Annotated in this window: 13 protein-coding genes; 8 read left to right on the top strand and 5 right to left on the bottom strand. The window is 35.7% G+C overall.

The genetic code is table 11. The features are described 5' to 3' along the window. The first annotated feature begins 40 nt into the window (after positions 1-40). The 4 genes from ACMFKV_RS06530 (at position 41) to glmS (ending at position 5,187) form a co-directional block, all read left to right on the top strand. Positions 41-1,009 (top strand): carboxypeptidase regulatory-like domain-containing protein, encoded by a 969-nt coding sequence (locus ACMFKV_RS06530; RefSeq protein ID WP_413154820.1) that lies wholly within the window; start codon positions 41-43, stop codon positions 1,007-1,009. Positions 1,010-1,056: 47 nt separating this feature from the next. After that, positions 1,057-1,845, top strand: a complete 789-nt coding sequence (locus tag ACMFKV_RS06525) for a cytochrome c biogenesis CcdA family protein (protein ID WP_413154816.1) — start codon at positions 1,057-1,059, stop codon at positions 1,843-1,845. A gap of 14 nt (positions 1,846-1,859) precedes the next feature. Next, positions 1,860-3,209, top strand: a complete 1,350-nt coding sequence (glmU, locus tag ACMFKV_RS06520) for a bifunctional UDP-N-acetylglucosamine diphosphorylase/glucosamine-1-phosphate N-acetyltransferase GlmU (protein WP_413154815.1) — start codon at positions 1,860-1,862, stop codon at positions 3,207-3,209. Positions 3,210-3,363: 154 nt separating this feature from the next. Beyond that, complete coding sequence (gene glmS, locus ACMFKV_RS06515) at positions 3,364-5,187, top strand: glutamine--fructose-6-phosphate transaminase (isomerizing) (protein WP_413154814.1); 1,824 nt, start codon at positions 3,364-3,366, stop codon at positions 5,185-5,187. Positions 5,188-7,301: 2,114 nt separating this feature from the next. On the opposite strand, the gene ACMFKV_RS06510 is transcribed toward glmS, so the two are convergent. Then, positions 7,302-7,808, bottom strand: coding sequence for a TauD/TfdA family dioxygenase (locus tag ACMFKV_RS06510; protein ID WP_413154813.1), 507 nt, complete (start codon positions 7,806-7,808; stop codon positions 7,302-7,304). Between the two features lie 952 nt (positions 7,809-8,760). Further along, positions 8,761-10,869 (bottom strand): ATP-dependent DNA helicase RecG, encoded by a 2,109-nt coding sequence (recG, locus tag ACMFKV_RS06505; RefSeq protein ID WP_336288308.1) that lies wholly within the window; start codon positions 10,867-10,869, stop codon positions 8,761-8,763. 205 nt (positions 10,870-11,074) lie between these two features. On the opposite strand from recG, the gene dnaE reads away from it, so the two are divergent. Continuing rightward, positions 11,075-14,575, top strand: coding sequence for a DNA polymerase III subunit alpha (dnaE, locus tag ACMFKV_RS06500; protein ID WP_413154812.1), 3,501 nt, complete (start codon positions 11,075-11,077; stop codon positions 14,573-14,575). Between the two features lie 206 nt (positions 14,576-14,781). On the opposite strand, the gene ACMFKV_RS06495 is transcribed toward dnaE, so the two are convergent. Further along, positions 14,782-16,017 carry an FAD-binding protein gene (locus ACMFKV_RS06495; RefSeq protein ID WP_413154810.1) on the bottom strand — a complete coding sequence of 412 codons (1,236 nt, stop codon included), beginning with the start codon at positions 16,015-16,017 and terminating at the stop codon, positions 14,782-14,784. 33 nt (positions 16,018-16,050) lie between these two features. Next, positions 16,051-16,299, bottom strand: a complete 249-nt coding sequence (locus ACMFKV_RS06490) for a zinc-finger domain-containing protein (RefSeq protein WP_336288311.1) — start codon at positions 16,297-16,299, stop codon at positions 16,051-16,053. A 264-nt stretch (positions 16,300-16,563) separates the two neighbouring features. On the opposite strand from ACMFKV_RS06490, the gene ACMFKV_RS06485 reads away from it, so the two are divergent. Both ACMFKV_RS06485 and ACMFKV_RS06480 read left to right on the top strand, forming a co-directional pair. Then, the gene (locus tag ACMFKV_RS06485) at positions 16,564-18,744 is read left to right on the top strand and encodes an RNA degradosome polyphosphate kinase (protein WP_413154809.1); all 2,181 of its coding nucleotides are present in this window, start codon (positions 16,564-16,566) and stop codon (positions 18,742-18,744) included. Between the two features lie 6 nt (positions 18,745-18,750). Beyond that, on the top strand, positions 18,751-20,262 hold the full coding sequence (locus ACMFKV_RS06480) for a Ppx/GppA family phosphatase (protein WP_413154808.1): 1,512 nt from the start codon (positions 18,751-18,753) through the stop codon (positions 20,260-20,262). A gap of 470 nt (positions 20,263-20,732) precedes the next feature. Here ACMFKV_RS06480 and rnd read toward each other — a convergent pair whose 3' ends face one another. Further along, positions 20,733-21,887, bottom strand: coding sequence for a ribonuclease D (rnd, locus tag ACMFKV_RS06475; protein ID WP_336288314.1), 1,155 nt, complete (start codon positions 21,885-21,887; stop codon positions 20,733-20,735). A 136-nt stretch (positions 21,888-22,023) separates the two neighbouring features. Here rnd and aspS point away from each other — a divergent pair, with 136 nt between their 5' ends. Continuing rightward, a complete protein-coding gene (aspS, locus tag ACMFKV_RS06470) occupies positions 22,024-23,814 on the top strand; it encodes an aspartate--tRNA ligase (RefSeq protein ID WP_413154806.1) in 1,791 nt (596 codons plus the stop codon). The last annotated feature ends 305 nt before the right edge of the window (positions 23,815-24,119 follow it).

Genomic DNA, 24,119 nt, shown 5'->3' with positions numbered 1-24,119 from the left:
GCTTCTTGAAAAGATTATCACTTTAGTCAACAATGCGCAAATGAGTATTCTTGCAAAAATATTGCATCGATCTTTGGGACTATACGTGGTGCTTATCTCATTGATGGGGGGTAGTTACGTATTTTCTGAAGATGGAAAAAGAGAGGAGGCGCAACAAAAGCAGCCAACAAGTTTTTTTGTAAAATCTCAAGATCGTGAAAAAGAAAATTTATATGCTCAGACTCAACTAACATTGCACGCTCGGTTAACAAATGATAGTGAAAATATTATGAAAGGGCTCGTATGGCGGGTTTATGCACCAATCTTAGGGATTGATAATAAATTACCATTAGTTGCAACTGTTGAGGGCGGTAGCGCGCATTTTGATTTAGAACCGGGCAGTTATCTTGTTCATGTTTCATTTGGTCATGCAAGTGCAATGCAGCGCGTAAACTTAGAAAATGGGCAGCACCTTGTCAAAAATTTTAATCTTAATGCAGGTGGTGTTATTTTGAATGCTACATTGCTTAATGGTAAAATCAACAAAAAGGAATTACGTTTCACGATATATGACGATGCAAAGGAAAATGATGATACTGGTGTAATTTTATCAAATGTTAAACCACAGTCAATTATACGTTTAAAAGCCGGTCATTATCACATTGCTTCTTATTACGGATCCATTAATGCTGTTGTCCGTTCAGATATCCAAGTGGATGCAGGTAAAATTACTGAAGTAAGTCTTGAGCATCAAGCTGCTCAAATCGTCTTAAAATTAGTGCGTCAAGAAGGAGGAGAAGCATTAGCAGACACCAGTTGGTCTATCACCAATGATTTTGGTGATATTGTTTATGAAACTGTTGGTGCTTATGTTTCACTTGTGTTAGCGGAAGGTGATTATATTGCGATTGCTAAAAATAAAGATAAAATTTACCAAAAAGTTTTTTCAGTTATTTCAGGTCATGATGAAGATATCAGTGTGTTAGCAAACATACAAAATATGCAAGAGATTAATGAAACAACCGATTAATGGTTATTTGTGAGTAGAGTTTTTCATTGAATGTGGGGATATAAGTTTTGATTATAGAAATTTCAACGGTTAGTGTATTTTTTGCTGGCGCATTATCTTTTTTATCACCATGTGTTTTGCCGCTAGTTCCTCCTTATTTGTGTTATATGGCAGGGGTTGGAATTGATGATTTTCGTTCAGAAAAATATAATGGAAAATTGTCTATACGCTTAGCGCTTTTGTTTTCTGTTATTGCTTTTGTGCTTGGTTTTACAACTGTTTTTGTTGCTTTAGGTGCTAGTGCGAGCACAATTGGTGGATTTATCGGTTATTATCGTGATTGGTTTGCAGTAGCTGCTGGAATTGTTATTATTATTTTTGGGTTAAACTTTTTGGGTTTTTTCAAAATTGCTTTTTTATTTCGTGACGTACGATTTCAAACGCGAAAAGCGCCTGCTGGACCTTTTGGAGCTTATATTATTGGTTTAGCTTTTGCATTTGGTTGGACCCCATGTATTGGACCAATTTTAGGGCCTATAATAACACTTGCTGGAACAAAAGAGACTGTGGGAGAAGGAGCTGTCCTTTTAGGAATTTATGCATTAGGTCTTGGAGTGCCTTTTGTATTAGCAGCTTTATTTTCGAGCAGTTTTATGAAATTTTTAGGAGCTTTTCGTATTCATTTAGGAAAAGTTGAAAAAGTTATTGGGATTTTTTTAGTTATTACAGGTATTTTATTTTTGACAGGCTCTATGCAAAATTTTTCATTTTGGCTTTTGGAACATTACCCTTTATTGAGTAATATTGAAGTTATTCGTTGGAATGATATTGTGAATTTTTTTGGATTTTCTCGTTAGTTTTATGTGTTTTTATGGCTAGAAATTGTCTTTCTATTGTTCTTGCAGCAGGTGAGGGGACGCGCATGAGATCGTCTCTTCCTAAGGTACTTCATAAAATTGCTGGGTTGCCACTTATATGTCACGTTATAAGACAAATAGAGCTGGCAGGCACTTCACAAGTGGCAGTCGTTGTAGGATTTGGTGCTAAAGATGTCAGTGAAGTTGTGCAATCAACTGCAAAAAATATAATGATTTTTGAACAAAAAGAACGTTTAGGAACTGCTCATGCTGTTTTATCTGCTCGCTTAGCTTTGCAAAAAGGGGTAGATGATGTTCTCGTTGTTTTTGGCGATACTCCTTTGATCGAGAAAGATTCATTGTTACAAATGCGTGCGCAGCTTGCTGCTGGAGCGGATGTTGTGGTTGCTGGTTTTTATGCCCCAGATCCAACAGGATATGGGCGTCTTATTGAAAAAAATGGTAAACTTATCGCAATTATAGAAGAAAAAGATGCGAGCGATGAAGAAAAAGAGATCTGTTTTTGTAACGGTGGGATACTTGCTATTAACGGAAAGCATGCACTTTCACTTTTAGATAAGATTGGCAATAATAATTTAAAACAGGAATATTACCTAACAGATATTGTTTCTATTGCATCACATGAAGGATTAGATGTTCGAGTTGTTGAGGTGCCTTTTGATAATATTGTAGGAGTTAATAATTGTCTTGAGCTTTCTGAAGCTGACTCTTTATGGCAAAAGCGTAAAGCACGCGATTTGATGTTATCTGGTGTTACAATCCTTAAACCAGAAAGTGTTTATTTTTCTTATGATACAGAGATTGAATCAGGGGTGATAATTGAACCAAATGTTTATTTTGGTTTGGGGGTAAAAGTATATTCTGGTGTAGTTGTCCATGCATTTAGCTATTTGGAAGGAGCTGTGATTGGTGCTGATGCCCAAATTGGGCCTTATGCACGGTTACGTTCTGGAACAGAGTTAGAAAGGTCTGTAAAGATTGGGAATTTTTGTGAAGTCAAAAAAGCTAAAATAGGGGAATTCTCCAAGATTAACCATTTGAGTTATATTGGTGATGCAGAAATTGGTACACATACCAATATTGGAGCTGGCACTATTACTTGCAATTATGATGGATTTCGTAAACATAAAATTATGATTGGTGATAATGCTTTTATCGGATCGAATTCAGCACTTGTCTCTCCATTGGTTATAGGAAACGGTTCTTATATTGCTTCTGGTAGTATTATCACTGAAGATGTTCCCGTAAATAGTTTGGCTTTGGGACGTGCACGGCAAGTAATCAAAAAGGATCATGCGACAAAATTGCGTACACGTTTATCAGCGAATAAACAAAAAAAGTGATCGTTTTCAGTTCATGTCTTTGCTTTATGGTAATTTAAGAATTGTGTAGGAGGCTTATTCTTAAATATTGCCGTACTGCATATTTGATTTATGTGATTACTTAAAGTTTGAAATGAAGGTAGTTGGATTGTTAAATAAATCTGGGATGTGATAAATGTGCGGAATTATAGGAATCATTGGAAATAGATGTGTTGCATCCTCTTTAGTTGATGGTTTGAAACGCCTTGAATATAGAGGATACGATTCATCTGGTATCGCAACTGTGCATCATGGGCGTCTTTATCGTATACGTGCTGAAGGTAAGCTTACTCATTTAGAAGAAAAATTAAAACAAACATCTTTAAAGGGAAATTTAGGGATTGGTCACACGCGTTGGGCTACTCACGGAGTTGCTGTGGAGCGTAATGCTCATCCACATGTGACTGAACGACTTGCGATTGTTCATAATGGTATTATTGAAAATTTTGTAGAGTTGCAAAAAGAGCTCATTGATGATGGTTATACCTTTGAAACAGAGACTGATACGGAAGTTATTGCGCATTTAATTACGCGTGCATTAAAAAGTGGTCTTTCTCCGCAAGAAGCAGTCAGCACAAGTTGGAAAAGGTTACAGGGTGCTTTTGCTATTGCTCTTCTTTTTGAAGGTGAAGACAATCTTATGATTGCAGCTTGCTCTGGTCCACCATTAGCAATTGGCTACGGAAAAGATGAATTTTTTGTCGGATCAGATGCAATCGCTTTGGCACCATTTGTGGATCGTATCAGCTATATGGAAAATGGTGATTTGGCTGTTCTTACACGGCAAGGCGTCACAATTTACAATGCGGATAATCAACTGGTAAAACGCCCTATCGTCACATTGCTTGAAGGGAATTTATTGGTTTCTAAGGGAAGTCACCGTCATTTTATGCACAAGGAAATGTTTGAGCAATCTGAAGTTATCTCTCATAATTTGGCGCACTACCTTGATCTTGGAAGTTATACAGTTCGTGCATTTAAAAATTTTATTGATTGGAAAAAAATTAACCGAATACTTTTTGCCAGTTGTGGAACTGCCTATTATTCAACTTTAGTTGCACGCTATTGGTTTGAGAGTTTTGCTTCTTTAAGTGTTGATAATGATGTAGCTTCAGAATTTCGTTATCGTGAACTCCCCATAACCCCCGATGTATTGCCAGTGTTTGTTTCTCAATCTGGTGAAACAGCTGATACATTGGCATCTTTACGTTATTGTTGTGACCATGGTGTAAAAACAGCAACAATTGTAAATGTTGAGCAATCAACAATGGCAAGGGAAGCTGATTTTGTTTTACCAACATTGGCTGGTCCAGAAATTGGTGTTGCTTCAACAAAAGCTTTTACCTGTCAACTGGCAACGCTTGCTGCAATGGCACTTGGAGCTGCTAAGCAACGTGGGCATCTTTCTAAACAGGCAGAACATCAGTTTGTTCAGCAGTTGGCAGAAGTCCCAAGAATTTTAAATGAGGTTTTAAAACTAGATGACAAAATTGAACGGATTTGTCGTAGTTTAGTAAATGTAAAAGGTGTCCTTTATTTGGGGCGTGGTACTTCTTATCCAATTGCTCTAGAAGGGGCGCTAAAACTGAAGGAGCTTTCTTATATTCATGCTGAAGGTTATGCGGCGGGTGAGTTAAAACATGGACCAATTGCGTTGGTGGATGAGACAATACCAGTTATTGTTGTGGCACCTTATGATAGGTGGTTTGAAAAAACTTTTTCTAACATGCAAGAAGTAGCAGCGCGCAATGGTCGTATTATTTTGATAACTGATAAAAAAGGAGCAGAAGCAGCTTGTCTTGATAATTCATCGATTATTATTTTACCAGATTCTCCAGAATTTATTGCTCCCATTATTTATGCTTTGCCTATTCAGTTAATTGCTTATCATACGGCTGTTTTATTGGGAACGGATGTTGATCAACCTCGTAATTTGGCAAAATCAGTTACAGTTGAGTAAAAACCATTTAAAAATAATCTTGTGTTTTTATGTCTGTGGGATGACAAAATAATTATTAACTATAATAATAAAGTCATTAACTTGATTAAATAGTTGTTATCTCAGTAGTAAATTCAGTTACGTCATAAAAAGGTATGCCAGATTTTTGTATGCCTCATATCCTAAGTGATTACTGTCAAAGGCGGATATTTTAAAAACGGATACAGTCATGGAGGGGGAAAATTATCAGCCATGGATAAAGGTTTATGCAGTGCTTTTTTTAATGTTCATATCGTATTTAATTTTTTAAAGATACGGTGAATCCATGATCTACTTTCTTATATTGAGGTGTACAGTGTTTTTGATGTTCAAATGGCAAAGTATATCGTTAATATTCGAGGACAGTTAAGGAGATCAATATGTGTGAGGGAAAGCTGTTCGTTTCTACCTTTTAAGTCTATGGAGATTAGTTGCCATACAGTTAAGGGGGGCTGTGAGATTTGGAATCTCTGAAACTACCAGAAAGCGCAATATGATAAAATGGGTTAAAAAAATAAAAGATTTGGAAGATATGCAAATTATCAGATGTTTACTGATCTTTAAGTTTTAAAAACAGAGTGCTGCAAGACGTTGTAGAGAAAGCTTTAAAATTAGCAATAAAGCATAAATTTTTTATCACGATGAGTATATGTCAGATATGTGGAAAATTTTTGTTGATTATGATGATTTTTTCCTTTATAACCAACCACTTATTACAATTTATCGGTATCGATAATTACGACGCTAACTGATACAGTAAAATGTTATCTGTGAACACGTCAAGATCTTAAAAATTGTCTAAAACTCAAATGAGTAATTTATAATCGCAGAGGGTGTCTTGCTGTGTTTTATTTTGGGAGTAAGTGATTGCTGTTGAGCGAGTTCTGTCTGTTGGTATTATAAGGAAATGGGTGATTAAAATGAAGTTATGTCGATGGTGATTGTATAGTAAATTTACATGCTTCACATTTTAAAATGTGTTCAAGTGCATTCCTCATAGGATGTGTCTTATTATATCTTGAGTAGGGGAAGTAATGGCTTTTAATAATTTCTGATCTAACCTGTTCTACTTATTATGTGGATGTGTAAGTGGCAGAATTATAATTGCCTAATATAGATAGGCTTTATGCAGTGACTATCTAAATTTTCATTATTTAGTTTGGTTATTATTTAAAATTTTTAAAGATCCAAATAGCTAAAACAGAGGAGAGGATAATGTTTGTGATAGTTTTAGTTTATCTGCTTCAATTATTTGTGTCTGATATTGTTTCAGGTATTGGAAGTATATAAAAGGAGCTTTTTAAGCAGGATGTTGTTGCTGAACAACGTATTCTAGTTGTATTTATGTTATAAATAGCTACTTTAATTTCAGAAAGTAGCAAACTAGAATATAATGAATATATATATTGTTAATGATTAGTATCAGTACAAGCTGACTTTAATTGGTGGTGCGGGATCATGATCTAGGCAAGCAAATATCGATAGCTCGACAAGATGAAGTAAAAATGGTGTGGTAAATTGGTATAAATGAAAGTCCTTATGCTTCATGGATGTTTCCAAGTTTAAATTTTTTCCAAGTTTCATTAAATGTTACAGCTGCGTTTATTGCTTTAGTAATAACTAGAAAAGAGAGGGTTCTTTATAAAAATTTTCTTCTCATATCTTTTCTAATGAATTTAAGCCTATGAGCAGCATAGTTATGGAAAGATAGCTTTTGTTCAGCTCCACCAATAGCAATTGAGACAGATATTATGGTGATGTGTCGCTTTTTTGAGAATAAGTATATCTCTTTAAAGAGCGCATATAGCTAAGTTAATTTAGCTGGTGTTACAGAAAAATTGATACCTTCAATGATAGATATTCCAAAATTTATGCGTGTGTTGAAATTATTGGATAGATATTATTATCACCGCTAAAATTAGCTTCACTGATATCAAGTATGAGTAATGCTGGAAAAAAGATAATACACAAATTTGTCTGATGTTGACCAAAAGATAGATATGTCTTTTATGTAAAGTTTAGAGAGGTAACCTATTACTATTAATAAAAAAATTGGTAGTATGGCAAAAAAGGTGTTAATCATAGATAAATCTCTTTTATATAGAAAAAATGCGGTTTTTAACTCTTTTAAGATTTCTGTGTTTCCATAGGCTTTCTGAGATAAATATTCGTTGAACCCACCGTAAAGGCGTGTTTTTTTTATCAAATGTTGGTTGAAATTTGTCTCTTGAATGCAACGAGAATCTATTATCTATATAAACCAGATCTCCAAGACTAATATCTATAGCGATAGAATTTTTTTGAATTAATTTGTAAAAGTTTTTTAGCGCATTTTCTGCTCTCGTTGATGATGACTTTATCATTCTAGGATAAAAAACAGCACTAATATTTGGATATTCATGATCTTTAGATATGATAGAGACTAAAGGAGTTTCTTCATATTCTGAACTGTTTGAAATTCTCCATCTATAGGGAAGTTTTATTTTATAAAGTTTGTTAGATAATGTGTTAATATCTTCTTTAGAAAGTTCCTTGATAGATATTCTGGCATCTGATATTCTAGTGAGTGGGGTTTTAGGGTCTTTTCTAATTTCAGATAACAATAATCCCGTAGGGGATACATTTATTTTTGAAAAATGTTTAAGTGCAGCATTTTCAATATGGAAATCGAGCTCTACATCAAAACCTATTCTTGTGTATTCTCTTTTTGATTCTAACTTAGGTACTAAGTTATTAACTATCTCTTTGCCCTCAAACTGTATGGGAGTATGGTTCTCCTATTAAAGGTGTTATTTCGGTCAAAAAATTTTCACTTATATTCCCTGATTTTGCAGACGGTGTATAAATATCAGGATCAGGAGAAAAAAATACTTTTTTGTCTGTTGGTGAATTTTTTATTATAATGTAAGGCCTAGGTCTTATTGATACTTTTTGTTTATTTAATTCCAACATTATTCTTTTTGGTAAATGGTTTATCATTGTTATTTTTAAGCTATATATGTATTTATCACTGCCTTCAGGATCGTACTCGATTTTATTTAATGTTTTGAATAATATTTGTTTTTCTTCATTAGTAAAATAGAAAGTATTTTAACAAAACACAATTTAATCAACATTATATTTATTAATTGAATATGATTTATGATGCTTATATTTTATTATTTTTGTTAATACTTTAATAAGTTTAATATAAAAATAAATTATTATTTGCTGTTATTACTATAAAAATAGAAAAATATTAATTTGAGTTTATATATTTATAAGTATTATTTAAAATAATAATAACTTTATTTTATTAATAATTATTTTCTGAAATTTTCAGATGTTATTATGCTTATTTTATATTTTTTTATTTAGTTAATTGTTCATTATATTTACTGTTTTATTAATAATGAATACTAATTAACTATGTAATTTAGCAAAATCAATTACTGTTGAGTAAAAATAACTTTGTGTTTTGAGGTATATGAAGAATAATTGAGAGCGCAAACTGTAAAAAACGTTTGTAACAGATATATAAGGCTATCATTTTTTATCAGGAATGCTTTTTGATTGTTATCCTGCACGTAATAGCCGAATAGCGTCTTCACGTCTGAAAAGATCAAGAAGTAAGCGCAAGGCTTGCCCTTGTTCTGAGGAAAAGTTGGCGTCACGTTGCAAAAATAAACGTGCATTTTTCCTTGCTATTGATAAAAGATCATTATGTATTGCAAGGTTTGCTATATGAAACTCAGGCATACCAGATTGTCGGGTTCCTAAAAGTTCTCCTTCTCCTCGTAAACGCCAGTCTTCTTCAGCAATTTTAAAACCATCCTCTGTATTGCGTATAATGTTAAGACGTTTTTCAGCCATTTTTGTTAACGGATCTTTATAAAGCAAAACACAGGAAGACTTTTTTTCTCCTCGCCCGACACGTCCTCGCAATTGGTGCAGTTGCGATAGACCAAAATGTTCTGCATGTTCAATGATGATGATTGAGGCATCAGGGATGTCTACTCCTACTTCAATGACTGTGGTAGCAACTAAAATACATATATCTCCGCATTTAAAAGATGCCATAGCCGCTTCTTTTTCATCTGTAGACATTTTTCCATGTATCATACCAACCCGCTCTCCAAAGTGTTCACGCAGAAGTGCAAAACGGCTTTCAATTGAAGTGAGTTCAAGGTTTGTAGATTCTTCCACTAAAGGACAAATCCAATAGAGTTTTTCTCCTTTTTTCAAGGCAACTGTAATGCGTTCTATAAGTTCATTAAGACGTTTTAAAGGAAGTGTTGCGGTTGTAATTGGTTGTCGTCCAATTGGTTTTTCCGTAATTTGGGAGACATCCATATCACCAAAAGCTGTCAAGACCAGTGTGCGTGGAATAGGGGTAGCTGTCATCACTAACATGTCAGGTTTATGACCTTTAGCTGTGAGGGCAAGACGCTGATGCACACCAAAACGGTGTTGCTCATCAATAATGGTTAAGGCAAGATTGTTATAGACAACGCTATTTTGTATGAGAGCATGGGTTCCAATGATAATAGAGGCTTGACCTGATAAGATCTCTTTCAGAATATTTGTACGCAGTTTTCCTTTTTCTCTTCCAGTTAAGAGAGTTGTTTGTAACCCGATTTTTTCAGCAAGAGGGGCGATTGTAGAAAAGTGTTGTCGAGCGAGAACCTCCGTTGGAGCCATTAAAGCTGATTGTCCTAAATTTTCAGCAACTTGTGCTATTGCCATTAATGCAACTACAGTTTTTCCTGCCCCTACGTCACCTTGAAGAAGTCGTAACATGGGTTTTGGTGAAGCAAGATCGTTGGCAATATCTTGTATCGCTTTTGTTTGTCCATTTGTAAGTTGAAAGGGTAAAACTTGCAGCAATTTTTTAGTGTAAGTCTTTGTTGTTGGGCGAGAAATTCCTGTAAGAGATTTTGTTTTTAAACGCACCAGACCGAGAGCCAATTGACAAGCCAGCAATTCATCATAAGCAAGACGTCTGCGTGCTGCACTTTCTAAGGTGAGATCATCAGGATCTATCGGAGTATGGATGCGATGGAGTGCAACAGAAAAGGAAGAAAAATTTTGCTGCTTTTTGACGCTTTCCTCTATCCACTCAGGTAAAAGAGGAACATGCTCAAGAGCGTTTTTTATTGCACGTCGTAGTATCTTTGCTGACAGTCCAGAAGTGGATGGGTAGACAGGTTCGATCAGTGGCATCTGATTTGATTGTTCACTTGGTGCGATGTGGTCAGGGTGTACCATTGAAAGTTGTCCGTTAAATCGCTCAACTTTACCTGATACAATGACTTTTTTTCCTTCTGGAAGTTGTTTTTTGAGCCAAAAACGTTGGGCGTGAAAAAATACTAAATTTATCTTTCCTGTTTGATCATGAGCGATAACACGATAAGGTAATTTATTACGTCCAGTTGGTGGTGGCTGGTGTTGATCGATGACAACTTCAAGAGTGAGGGTGATTCCTTCTTGTGCAAGAGCAATGCTGGGACGCATCCTGCGATCTATAGCAGAATAAGGCATTAATTGAAGAAGATCAATAAGGGTTGGTTCGCGTTGTGCAAGATTAATGTTTAGCACTTTGGCAAGTAAAACACATATTTTTTGACTCATTCCTGGGAGGGTATAAATAGAAGAAAAAAGAGGACTAATAAGATTTGAATACATAAAAGTTTAGCTTGCTCTTTTTATTTTTTTGGGTTTACGATTATAATTATAGGTATTTTCTTGATGAAAGTCTAATAATGTAATGTTTTTTTAAATATGCAGGGGGGGCTGGATTGATAAATTGAGCACGATGAATTTAAATGCTCTCTGTTGCGAAATAGATAAGAGCTGTGATTAGCACTTATTTTTTAGTGGGAAGTTGAGAGTGTCAGAAGATAAAAATAAAATACAAGGTGACAAAAACTCTCTCCCTCGCTTTATTCATTTGCGGGTACACTCAGCTTATTCATTACTTGAAGGGGCTTTAAAGATCCCACAAATTATTCAACATGCAATTTCTGATCATATGCCAGCAGTTGCTATTACAGATACAAATAATTTATTTGGTGCTTTAGAATTTTCGCAGCATTGTTTTTCTCACGGTATTCAACCTATTATAGGTTGTCAACTTACAATTGATTTTGGCAATAAAGATAATAATTCACGTATAGCAAAATGGCGCTATCCTGCTGATTTTGGCTCTATTGTTTTATTTGCTGCTGGCGAAATTGGTTACGCTCATCTTGTTCATCTTGTCAGTCGTGCTTATCTTGATAAGAGTAATACTGATCCTCCTCATATCAAAGCTGATTGGTTGTCGTCACACAGTGAAGGAATAATTGCTTTGACTGGTGGTAGGGGAGGTCCAATTAATTTTCTTTTGGCAGAAGATAAAAAAGAGTGCGCTGTTGAGCGCTTAATTGGTTTAAAAAAAATTTTCGATGATCGTCTTTATGTGGAATTACAACGGCATGGCTCTTATGACCGAAAAGTAGAAGCTGCGCTTATAGAGCTGGCTTATACACATGAAATTCCTCTTGTTGCGACGAATGAGGCTTTTTTTCTGAATAAGGAAGGATATGAGGCGCATGATGCGCTCATGGCGGTTGCAGAAGGACAAATTGTTTCTAATCCAGATCGCAAACGTGTAACACCAGATCATTATTTGAAATCACAAGATGAAATGGTTGAATTGTTTTCTGATCTTCCAGAAGCTTTGGAAAATAGCGTTGAAATTGCACTGCGTTGTCATACTGCTGCACCAATTCGAAAACCAATTTTGCCTCGTTTTATAGAGCAATCTGTGGATTCAAATTTGACTCTAGAAACAGAAGATAGTGAATTGTTAAATCAGGCTAAAGCTGGTTTAAAAATGCGGATTGAGACGATTGGATTGGCTGAAGGATATACAATCGCAGATTATGAGCAACGGCTTGATTATGAAATTTCAGTTATTACACGAATGCAATTTTCTGGTTACTTTCTTATCGTTTCAGATTTTATAAAATGGGCAAAAATCCATGATATTCCTGTCGGTCCAGGGCGAGGATCTGGTGCGGGTTCACTTGTTGCTTATGCATTGACTATTACTGATGTTGATCCATTACGTTTTTCTCTCCTCTTTGAACGTTTTCTTAATCCAGATCGTGTGTCTATGCCAGACTTTGATATCGATTTTTGTCAAGAGAGACGTGAAGAAGTTATTTGTTACGTTCAAGAAAAATATGGACGCGATCAAGTAGCTCAAATTATTACATTTGGTAAATTACAGGCACGTGCGGTGTTGCGTGATGTTGGGCGTGTTTTAGAAGTGCCGTATCGTCAAGTGGATTATCTTGCAAAATTAATTCCTGCTGTGCCTGGTGTTCAGGTTAAACTGGCAGATGCTATTAAGGATGAACCTAAATTTGAGGAAGAAAAGAAAAAAGACCCCATCATCGGGCGCACATTAGATATAGCGCTTCAGCTGGAAGGGCTTTATCGTCACGCATCAACCCATGCTGCGGGGATTGTTATTGGTGATCGCCCGCTTTTAGAGCTTGTTCCGATGTATCGTGATCCTCGTTCCGATATGCCTGTTACACAATTTAACATGAAATATATTGAACAGGCTGGGTTGGTAAAGTTTGATTTTCTTGGATTGAAAACGCTTACAGTTTTAAAAATGGCTGTGGACTTTGTTTCTAAGCAAAAGGATATCAAAATAGATTTGTCACATATTTCTTTGAGTGATGAGGCAACTTACGCCATGATGGCACGTGGTGAAACGGTGGGCGTGTTTCAAGTTGAAAGTTCTGGTATGCGTAAAGCGCTGATTGGAATGAAACCAGACCGTATTGAGGACATTATTGCGCTTGTTGCACTTTATCGTCCTGGTCCTATGGAGAATATTCCGACTTATAATGCACGCAAACACGGGGAAGAGGAAATCGCTTCTATTCATCCTAAAATAGATCATCTTGTTAAAGAGACACAAGGCGTTATTGTGTATCAAGAACAGGTAATGCAGATCGCTCAGGTGCTTGCTGGTTATTCGCTTGGAGAAGCGGATTTATTGCGTCGAGCTATGGGAAAGAAGATCCATGATGAAATGCAAAAACAGCGTGCACGCTTTGTGAATGGAGCCGTTGCTGGTGGTGTTGATAAGAATCAAGCTGACGTTATCTTTGATCTTTTAGCAAAATTTGCAGATTACGGTTTTAATAAATCACATGCTGCTGCTTATGCAATTGTCTCTTATCAAACAGCCTATATGAAAGCGCATCATCCAGTTGAGTTTTTAGCTGCTTCGATGACGTATGATATGACGAATACGGATAAATTAAATGATTTCCGACGTGAGGCATTAAGGTTGGGTATTGAAGTTATTGCACCTTGCGTGCAAACATCACATCGTGTTTTTAAAGTTGGTGAAAATTGTATTTATTATTCTCTTGCTGCCATTAAAGGTGTCGGGGAATTGGTTGCTGAGCACATTGCAAAGTGCCGTGGAGATAAGAAATTTAAGGATCTGGAAGATTTTTGTGAGCGTATTGATCCTCGTATTGTTAATAAACGTGCGATGGAAAGCCTGATTTGTGCTGGTGCGTTTGATTGTTTTAATATTGCACGTGAGGTTTTATTGGAAAGTCTAGGAACTCTTCAGGCGCGTGCACTTCGTACGCTCGATAGTAACTCTAGTGGACAGATTGATATATTTGGAATGCAAGGTGGGCTAAAAGAGCCTTTGATCTTATCGAAGCCATCATCTCCTTGGTTATTGGCTGAGAAGCTTTATCGAGAATTTCAAGTGATAGGTTTTTACTTTTCTGCTCATCCTTTGGATGAATATCAGGCTATTATTGCTAAAAAACGTATTCAAACTTGGGCTAATTTTTCTCATGCAGTCAAAGCAGGAGAAACTAATGCTCAGCTTGCTGGAACTGTTATAGCAAAGCAAGTTCGCAAAACAAAATCTGGTAAAAAAATAGGAATCATTCAGTTTTCTGATACGAGCGGACAGTATGAGGCAGTTGTATTTTCCGAGGGGCTTGCAGTTTATGAGGATATGCTAGAGCTGGGAGAATCTTTTATCATTACAGTAAATGCAGAAAATTTCGCTGAGGGGGTTCGTTTGCAACTTGAGACGGTTCAATCTTTGAAAAAAGAAGCATCACGGCATTATAAAAATAAAATGATGCGTCTCTTTATAAATACAACCGATATACTTCCACAAATTGAGCAAAATTTAAATTCTAATGGGCATGGAGAAGTTGCACTTGTTCTCATTCAAGAGGATAAATTTCGAGAAATCGAAATTATGCTTCCAAAGCGATACAAGGTAAATTTACATGTGGCAGGTGCTATGAAATTAATTCGTGGTGTTGTCGATGTAGAACTGATTTAAAAATAGTTACGAGATAATTGTTCATTTTAAGTAAGATTTTTATCTTTAAATTGGGTTATAAATTCTGAAAAATCTTACTTTTATTAAAATGAGTTAGGATAAATTCTTCATATAAAAAATTAAAAAAACTTAGCCTATTTTACTCATGCGTATACAAAATAATTAGGTTTTAAATTTTATAAATTTCTACCATACATTTTGCTATTTCATTTTTTTATCGAGTTCATAGCATCATACATATAGAGCCAATTAAGATTAGACATAATACTTTCTGATGTACGAATTTTCATTATGAAATTACGTGCAATTGCTATGGGACCCGTTGCATGATAAATTTTTCTGTTAAAATCTCCACGTTTTTTTACTGCTGCAATACGGGGGCTTCGTGTCTTTTCGTAAAGTGAAAGAGACTCAGTGAGTGAAAGGTCTTTAATAGAAAGCGATTCCGCTAATGTCGCAGCATCTTCTATTGCCATAGCGGCACCTTGTGCTGCGAAGGGAAGAGCTGCATGTGCACAATCACCAACAAACACTTGCCGTTTTAATCCTAAAAAACGATTATGCTGCATTTGAAAGAGCGGCCAATAGCTCCATTCATCAATATGGTCAAAAATCTGCAAAATTTTGCAATTCCAATCTTTAAAAAGAAATTTAAGTTTTTCTTTTTCTCCTTTCTGATTCCACTCTTTTTTTGAATTTTTTCCGTGGGTAATGGCTACAAAATTAAAAATTTTCTCTGATGATTGAATAGGATAAACAACAAGATGGTTTTTAGGTCCTATCCATGCAGTAATTGTCTTCACATTTTGTAATAAAGACTGAAAACTTTTAGGAAGATTTTCAAATTTTGTTGTTGCACGCCAAGCAATAAAACCACTAAAATCTGCCTTCTCATAAAAAGGAGCCAATTGCCGTAGTGTCGACCACACTCCATCGCATGCGATAAGAAGGGGTGTTGAATAAAACTGGTGTTGTTTTGTTTTAGATGTTGTATCTATTTTTATTGTTTTTATGTTAATGCTGCTGGCTGCGGTTTGGGTAGACGATACAACAGCTTCCCCTCCTATATATTTGATAAGAGAATTTTCAATAACACTGTCGTATAAAACTTTTTGTAAGTTAGCGCGATGAATTGTGATATAAGGAGCTTTCCAGTTTTTTTCTGATAAACTGATAAGATCAGTGTGCAGATGCGTTTTTAAAGATACCCCATCTCTTATTTCAAGAAAGTGTGGTGTTGTTCCCATTTTGATGAGTTTATTAAGAACTCCCCAACGAGCAAGAATACATGTTGCATTAGGGGTAAGCTGAATACCAGCACCCACAAGATCGAATTGTTGACATTTTTCGATAACAGTGCTTGCAATACCTTTATGAGCAAGTGCCAAAGCAGAGCTTAAACCAGCAATGCCTGCTCCTATAATTATTGGTGATTGATCCATTGGTTATTTCATATTGAAAAAACAGAGAATGCATTATGGCAAATTTTTGGGATGATATAGACATCCTGTTGGCTTTGTTTGATTGTGCGTTAATAAGGGATTATAGCGATAAAGTGTTGAACAATAAGGGCAAACTTTTTCATCGGCAGATCCCATATCAATAAAAATATGAGGATGGTCAAATGGTTGTGTAGCACCTACACACATAAATTCTTTTACACCAATTTCGATTATTTTATACCCCAAGTCATTTTGAAAATAGGAAATTTTATGATCAGCCATGGTGTACAAACTCCAGATAAATTGTCGGATAAGGCGTGATTTATATTTTTACATTCATTAGTTTGTAATAAAGCTTATCATAATGCAAGGCGCTTTTTATAACAATTTGCGAATAGGAGTGATTCTAATTTTAAAGTCTTAAATATAAATCATATGTAGAAAATTGGGCTTTAGTATATAGTTACGGTAAGAGATCGTAAAGCGTTATATGGGATATCTCTTCATAAGAATTTTTGAAAGTATAAAGGAAGATTAGCTAAAATTATGGAACAGAGGGTAGCAAGTCAGATTCCTATGCGAGATGTAACTATGAAAAATTCAGCACGGTTTATTAATCGAGAATTTTCATGGCTACAATTTAATAATCGCGTGTTGATGCAAGCTGCTAATTTAAAATATCCTTTGTTAGAACGAGTACGGTTTCTTTCAATTTCAGCAACTAATCTTGATGAGTTTTTTATGGTGCGTGTTGCTGGACTTGTTTCTCAAATTCGTGCTGGCATTACAGAATGTAGTGCAGATGGGCGCACACCGCAGGAGCAATTGGATTTTATTCTTTCTGAGATTGCACACTTGCAGAATAATCAACAACAAAGATTATGTGTATTACGCCGTGAATTAAAACAGAATAATATTGAAATTATAGATCATCATGAGCTCTCTGAAATTGAAAAGTTATGGCTTGAAGGGTATTTTTTTGATACAATTTCTCCTATTTTAAAACCCTTGTCTCTTGAAGCTTCTCACTCTTTTCCATTTATCCCTAACTTAAGTCTTGCTATCGCAGTTCACTTATTACGACGTGATGATCAACATCCTACGGTAATGTTATTGCGTATTCCAACTACTTTAAAGCGTTTTGTTCTTCTTCCTCAACAAGGCAATAGTTTTCGTTTTATTGCATTTGAAGATATTGTGAGGATTTTTATTCATTGTTTGTTTCCTACTTATGACATCAATGGATTTGGAATATTTAGGGTTATTCGTGATAGCGATATTGAGATAGAAGAAGAGGCTGAAGATCTTGTTCGCTTTTTTGAAACTGCTCTTAAAAGGCGCCGTCGTGGGCAGGTTATTCGAATTGAGTTTGATACGAAAATGCCTGAAAAGTTACGTCAATTTATAACGGATAGACTTGCTGTTCCTGATAATCATATAAGTGTTTTAAATGGATTATTGGCGCTTAATATGGTATCAGAGATCGTTTCTACTCCACGTAATGATTTAAAGTTTGTTCCTTATAATCCCCGTTTTCCTGAATGTATTCGTAAGCATAATGGTGATTGTTTTGCGGCTATTCGTAAAAAGGATATCGTTATTCATCATCCTTATGAATCATTTGATGTTGTGGTACAATTTTTACATCAGGCTGCTTGCGATCCTGATGTTGTTGAAATTAAACAAACTCTTTATCGCACATCAAATGATAGTCCAATTGTTAGTGCTTTGATTAATGCTGCAGAACAAGGAAAATCGGTGACCGCTTTGATAGAACTCAAAGCGCGTTTTGATGAAGAGGCTAATATTCGTTGGGCGCGCGACCTTGAACGTGCGGGGGTTCAAGTCTTTTTTGGTTTTATTGCATTAAAAACACATGCCAAGATGTCACTTGTTGTGAGGCGTGAGGGGAGGCGTTATCGTTCTTATGTTCATCTTGGGACTGGTAATTATCACCCCGTTAATGCCAAAGTTTATACTGATCTTTCTTTTTTTACAACTGATGATGATATTGGCCATGATGTTGCATTACTTTTCAATTATATCGCTAAGTATGAGCGTCCGAATGAATTAATGAAGATTGCGTTTTCGCCTTTAACGTTGCGGAGTCGCATTCTTAAGCATATTGAAGGAGAAATTACTAATGCGCAACAAGGACAGCTTGCTGCTATTTGGATGAAAGTGAACTCATTGGTTGATCCTGAAATTATTGATGCTTTATATCGTGCTAGTCAAGTAGGTGTGCAGATTGATCTAATTGTGCGTGGTATATGTTGTTTACGTCCTGGTATTCCAGGGATTTCGGAGAATATTCGCGCAAAATCAATCGTAGGGCGGTTTCTTGAGCATAGCCGCGTTTTTTGTTTTGGGAATGGTGAAGATTTACCAAGTGAAAATGCACTTGTTTATTTGGGATCTGCTGATATGATGCCTCGTAACCTTGATCATCGCATTGAGATATTGGTTCCAATTTTTGATAAGACAGTTCGCCAGCAGATTCTTTTACAAATTATGTTGGCTAATATTATTGATAATCAACAAAGCTTTGATATACTAAATAATGGAACGTCGAAACATATAACACCGCAAAGAGATGAAAGTCTGTTTAATGCGCAGGAGTACTTTATGACTAATGCAGGTCTTTCGGGGTGGGAAAACAATTTTGAGTCTTCTGCTTCGCATTTGGTTGCGTTGCATAGGCAGTGTGCCGAAATGCGTAAAGACTGAAATCCAATGACATATATAAATGCTCAAGGTCGGCTAAAAGGGCGTAAACCTGTCGCCGTTGTTGATGTGGGGTCGAATTCGGTTCGGCTTGTTGTTTATGAAGGTCTTGTTCGTTCACCAACAGTTTTATTTAACGAAAAAATTCTCTGTGGTCTTGGTCAAGGTGTTGCGAAAACTGGATTTTTAGAAGAAAAATCGATCGAAATGGCGTTGCGAACACTAAAACGGTTTCGTGCACTTTGTCGACAATTAGGAGCAGATGAGGTTTATACTTTAGCCACAGCTGCAGTACGGGAAGCAAAAAACGGATTATCGTTTATTCAGCGTGCTGAAAATATTTTACAAAATAAAATATATCTTTTGTCGGGAGCTGAAGAGGCTGTTTATTCAGCGTATGGGGTCATTTCTACCTTTTACCAACCAAAAGGCATTTCTGGTGATCTTGGTGGCGGAAGTCTTGAACTTATTGATATTTATGATTCTGACGTAGGTGAAGGGGTAACTCTGCCATTGGGTGGTTTATGGCTACAGTATATGTCAAATGATAATATTGCTGTGGCAGAAAAAATTGTACATGAGCAACTTTGTCAAGCTTCCATTGTGCGTAAAGGCGTGGCACGTTATTTTTATGCAGTAGGAGGAACGTGGCGGAATTTGGCAAAACTTTATATGGTCACAAAACATTACCAGCTGCCTGTTATGCATGGCTATGAAGTTGATGCAGTTGAGATGGAGAGTTTTTTGCATCTTGTAGCGAGTGGCAGTATTGATGATATGAAAGGGATTTCGGCTATTTCAAAAAATCGCCGTCAGCTTTTGTCTTATGGAGCAATCATTCTTATTAAACTTATTCAATGTATGGGTTTTGAAAAAATAATTTTTTCTGGTGCTGGGGTACGTGAAGGTTTTCTTTATTCACGATTGTCGCAAGAAGTTCGTAAATCGGATTCTTTGTTTGCGGCATGTATGGAAATGGCTACTCTACGGGCGCGTTCACCAAAGCAAGCAGAAGAACTTATTGATTTTACTACCAATGCGTTTGAAGCTTTTGGAATTTTGGAGACTGAAAATGAATGTCGTTACCGTAAAGCTGCTTGTCTTCTTGCTGACATTGGTTGGCGTATACATCCAGATTATCGAGGTAGTGAGGCGGCTAATCAGATAGCATTAGGATCTTATCCAGGAATTTCTCATGAAGGACGTGTTTATGCTGCGCTGGCTGTTTTTTTTCGTAATACAGGCTTACAGGCTGATGAAGAAGCACCAGAAATTTTCCAATTGGCAACAAGAAATATAGTTGAGAAAGCACGTATTCTTGGTGGGATTATGCGTATTGCTAATCTTTTTAGTGCTTCCATTGCAGGAGTCTTACCTAACTTTTTTTGGCATAAAAGATCAGATCATGTTATATTGCATGTTCCAGTGCGTTATGCTGATTTAATAGGGGAGCGTCCCTGCGAGCGGTTAAAGCAATTGTCACAAATAATAAAATTACCTCTTACTTTTGAAGTTTGCTAATTTTTTATTTTTAAGTTAGAAAAATTATATTATATTCATATTATTGTATATTTTAGTACGTTATTATATAAATTTTCTATTTATATTTTAAAAATAAAGATTTACTTTTATCTATACTTATCAAATGTATGATTATACTTAATTGATATTTAATTATTTTTTACATATGTCTTGATTGTATATTAATTTTCGAAATTATGATTGATATTTATTAATTACATTTTGTGCTGGTTATAGAACGCCACTTTAAAATTAATATAGTAAAATGAGTAGCAGAGAATATTCAAGACTTCTCTAAAATTTCTTTTACGTTTTTTCAAACAAATTTAACGCACTTTTTAGGTGAGATTGAAGAAAATTGCTCTTTTGAAAGCTCACTCATTTTTATATTAAATAAAAGAATAGTTCTATTTACAATATTTTCATCGTGTTAGTTTCAGAGTACAAAAAGTGAAAATGTTTTTTGCAAATTAAAGCTGTTTAGTATTTATTTTTCCATTTTTAAAGTATAACCCTATCTGACCCTTTAGCATTTTTTCCGCTTTTTGACCAAATATTTCATAGCGCCACCCATTCATAGCAGGGATATTTTGTTTTACGCTACCATTCGCGATTTTTTCTAAGTCGTTGGAAGTTGCAATAATTTTAGGTGCAATGCCGTTTTCATTTGCAACGAGTTTTAATAATACTTTAAGAAGATCTATGACAACAGTTGTTGTATCATTCATGGGATTATATTTGGGAAGGGTTGGTAGTGTTGTAATATCGATCTCTAAGCCCTCATGGACAGCTTTGAGTAATGTTTGCGCAATTGATCGTTTATCCCAATTTTTATTAAGACTGCGCAAAGATTTTAATGCGGATTCATCTTTCGGTTGTTGGGTTGCGATTTCAATAAGGCATTCATCTTTCATGATATGACGACGTGGAATATTATATCTTCGTGCTTCACGTTCGCGCCAAGCTGCTATTTTTTGTAAAACGGCAAGTTCACGAGGTTTTTTAACTTTTCCTTTTACCTTTTTCCATGCTTCATCTTCTGGCATATCATAGGTTGTGGGTGTTGATAATATCCTTATTTCGTCATCCATCCAGTGTGTGCGATTGTTTTTTTCTAATTGGCTTTTCAATAAAAGATAAACGTCTCTTAGGTGGGTGACATCAGCAAGTGCATAGAGCAGTTGTTTTTCAGAAAGAGGGCGGCAGCTCCAGTCTGTAAAACGGGACGATTTATCAAGATGATTTCCCGTACAACGTTGTACAATTTGATCATAAGAGATAGAATCACCAAATCCGCAAATTGATCCTGCTATCTGCGTGTCGAAAAGAGGAGAGGGAATAATGCCTCCAAGGTGATAAATAATTTCGATATCTTGGCGTGCAGCGTGGAAAACTTTGACAATTTTTTTATCAATCATTAGATCAAAAAATAATTGTAAATCAATGTCACGTGACATTGGGTCAATTAGCATTGTAACATCTGGTGATGCAAGCTGGATTAAACACAGTTGAGGCCAAAAAGTTGTTTCTCGGATAAATTCGGTATCTACTGTTACAAAATCAGAATTACGTAAAGTAGTAATAGCAATTTCAAGGTCTTTTGTTTGTGTAATAAGTTTCATCATTCTATTTCTATTATAACTAGAGAAATTAAATTTGTCTTTTTATGGTATTTTTTTTATCTTTGTCATCATATCTTGACAAATAGCTGCGAAAAACGTTTGTAGCGCATGTGGAATGTTATAATCAAAGGAAAAAAATATGCACCGTTATCGCAGTCATAATTGCGCGGCTCTTCGTAAATGTGATGTGGGAACACAAGTTCGTCTTTCAGGGTGGGTTCATCGTGTTCGCGATCATGGCGGAATCCTTTTTATAGATTTACGTGATCATTTTGGGATCACGCAAATCGTTGCTGATCCAACTTCGCCAGCTTTTAAAGTTATTGAGAAAGTGCGTTCTGAGTGGGTCATTCGTGTAGATGGGGAAGTGTGTGCACGTTCTGATGAAGTTATTAATACAGCTCTTCCAACAGGAGAAATTGAAATTTTTTTGAAAGAAGTAGAAATTCTTTCAAAATCTGATGAGCTTCCTCTCCCTGTTTTTGGTGAACCTGATTATCCAGAGGATATTCGATTGAAATATCGTTTTCTTGATTTGCGTCGGGAAACTATGCACAAAAATATAATGCGCCGCACTGAAATTATTGCTGCCATGAGACGGTATATGCAAGATAATGGTTTTACAGAATTTGCTACGCCAATTTTGACAGCATCATCACCAGAAGGTGCACGTGATTTTTTGATTCCAAGCCGTATTCATCAAGGAAAATTTTACGCATTGCCGCAAGCGCCCCAGCAGTACAAACAGTTGTTGATGATGTCGGGTTTTGATCGTTATTTTCAGATTGCTCCATGTTTTAGAGATGAAGATCCACGAGCAGATCGTCTTCCAGGTGAGTTTTATCAGTTAGATGTTGAAATGAGTTTTGTTGAGCAAGAAGATATTTTTGTCACAATGGAACCCATTATGCGTTCTATTTTTGAAGAATTTGCAAATGGGAAACCTGTAACACAAAGCTTTCCTCGTATTCCTTATGATGAAGCAATGCGAAAATATGGCTCTGATAAACCTGATTTGCGTAATCCTATCGTCATGGAAGATGTTTCTCAGCATTTTTATGATTCTGGTTTTAAAGTTTTTGCTCAGATTTTGGCTAACGATAAGAGTGCACAAGTATGGGCTATTCCCGCTAAAACGGGTGGAAGTCGTGCTTTTTGTGATCGTATGAATGTGTGGGCGCAAAGTGAAGGACAAGCAGGGCTTGGTTATATTTTTTGGCGTGAAGAAGAGGGAAAGTTTGAAGGAGCAGGTCCTATTGCTAAAAATATTGGCGAACAAAGGACTGAAGCTATCCGTATGCAACTTGATCTTGAAAGTGGTGATGCTTGTTTTTTTGTTGCAGGAGATCCAAAGAAATTTTTATCTTTTGCAGGAACAGCACGTACACGGATAGGAGAAGAATTAGATCTTGTTGATCGGGAGTGTTTTTCTTTAGCTTGGATTGTCGATTTTCCATTTTTTGAATGGAATGAAGATGAAAAAAAACTTGATTTTGCGCATAATCCCTTTTCTATGCCACAGGGAGGGAAAGATGCTTTTGATTGTCAAGATCCTCTTACTCTTAAAGCTTTTCAATATGACCTTGTTTGCAATGGCTATGAGATTGCATCAGGTGGAATCCGTAATCATTCTCCAGAAATGATGCTTAAGGTTTTTGATCTTGTTGGTCTTTCTAAGGAAGTGGTAGAAGATCGTTTTGGAAGTCTTTATCGTGCATTTCATTATGGAGCTCCTCCGCATGGTGGTATGGCAGCTGGTGTTGATCGTATTATTATGCTTTTGCAAGGTGTAAAAAATTTACGTGAGGTCGCCTTATTCCCTATGAATCAGCAAGCACTTGATCTTTTGATGAATGCTCCATCTGATGTTTCTGCTACACAATTACATGATTTAGGAATTCGAATTGCTCCTGCTTTCAAAAACAGTTAAATAAAATTTGTTTAGGGTATTGAGATCAGAGCTTTATGCACGTTAGAAGGTTTTAATGCCCTTTCAAATTACCTCAATAAATTGTATGTACCGTTTTATAATTAACTCCAATATATGATTTATTTTTGCTTTTTAGCGTTGTGGAAATAATTGCATATCCCAATAATGCACTGTTTTTAGGTATTATCCTATTATAGGAAATTTTAATTTTATGAGCTTTATTTTATTTATATGATTTAAATATCTATAAATTTAATTATTTGACTTATATTATAATTTTTAGAAAAAGATATTTTATAAATAGA

The organism is Bartonella propinqua (genome assembly GCF_047263965.1).
Lineage (GTDB): Bacteria > Pseudomonadota > Alphaproteobacteria > Rhizobiales > Rhizobiaceae > Bartonella.
This window is presented reverse-complemented; position numbering and strand designations above follow the sequence as displayed.

Bases quoted from the DNA above. Each gene is read 5' to 3' on its own strand.
- ACMFKV_RS06530 (WP_413154820.1), top strand. From the start codon at position 41: ATGAGTATTCTTGCAAAAATATTGCATCGATCTTTGGGACTATACGTG.
- glmU (WP_413154815.1), top strand. From the start codon at position 1,860: ATGGCTAGAAATTGTCTTTCTATTGTTCTTGCAGCAGGTGAGGGGACG.
- glmS (WP_413154814.1), top strand. From the start codon at position 3,364: ATGTGCGGAATTATAGGAATCATTGGAAATAGATGTGTTGCATCCTCT.
- recG (WP_336288308.1), bottom strand. From the start codon at position 10,869: ATGTATTCAAATCTTATTAGTCCTCTTTTTTCTTCTATTTATACCCTC.
- ACMFKV_RS06495 (WP_413154810.1), bottom strand. From the start codon at position 16,017: ATGGATCAATCACCAATAATTATAGGAGCAGGCATTGCTGGTTTAAGC.
- ACMFKV_RS06490 (WP_336288311.1), bottom strand. From the start codon at position 16,299: ATGGCTGATCATAAAATTTCCTATTTTCAAAATGACTTGGGGTATAAA.
- ACMFKV_RS06485 (WP_413154809.1), top strand. From the start codon at position 16,564: ATGGAACAGAGGGTAGCAAGTCAGATTCCTATGCGAGATGTAACTATG.
- ACMFKV_RS06480 (WP_413154808.1), top strand. From the start codon at position 18,751: ATGACATATATAAATGCTCAAGGTCGGCTAAAAGGGCGTAAACCTGTC.
- rnd (WP_336288314.1), bottom strand. From the start codon at position 21,887: ATGATGAAACTTATTACACAAACAAAAGACCTTGAAATTGCTATTACT.
- aspS (WP_413154806.1), top strand. From the start codon at position 22,024: ATGCACCGTTATCGCAGTCATAATTGCGCGGCTCTTCGTAAATGTGAT.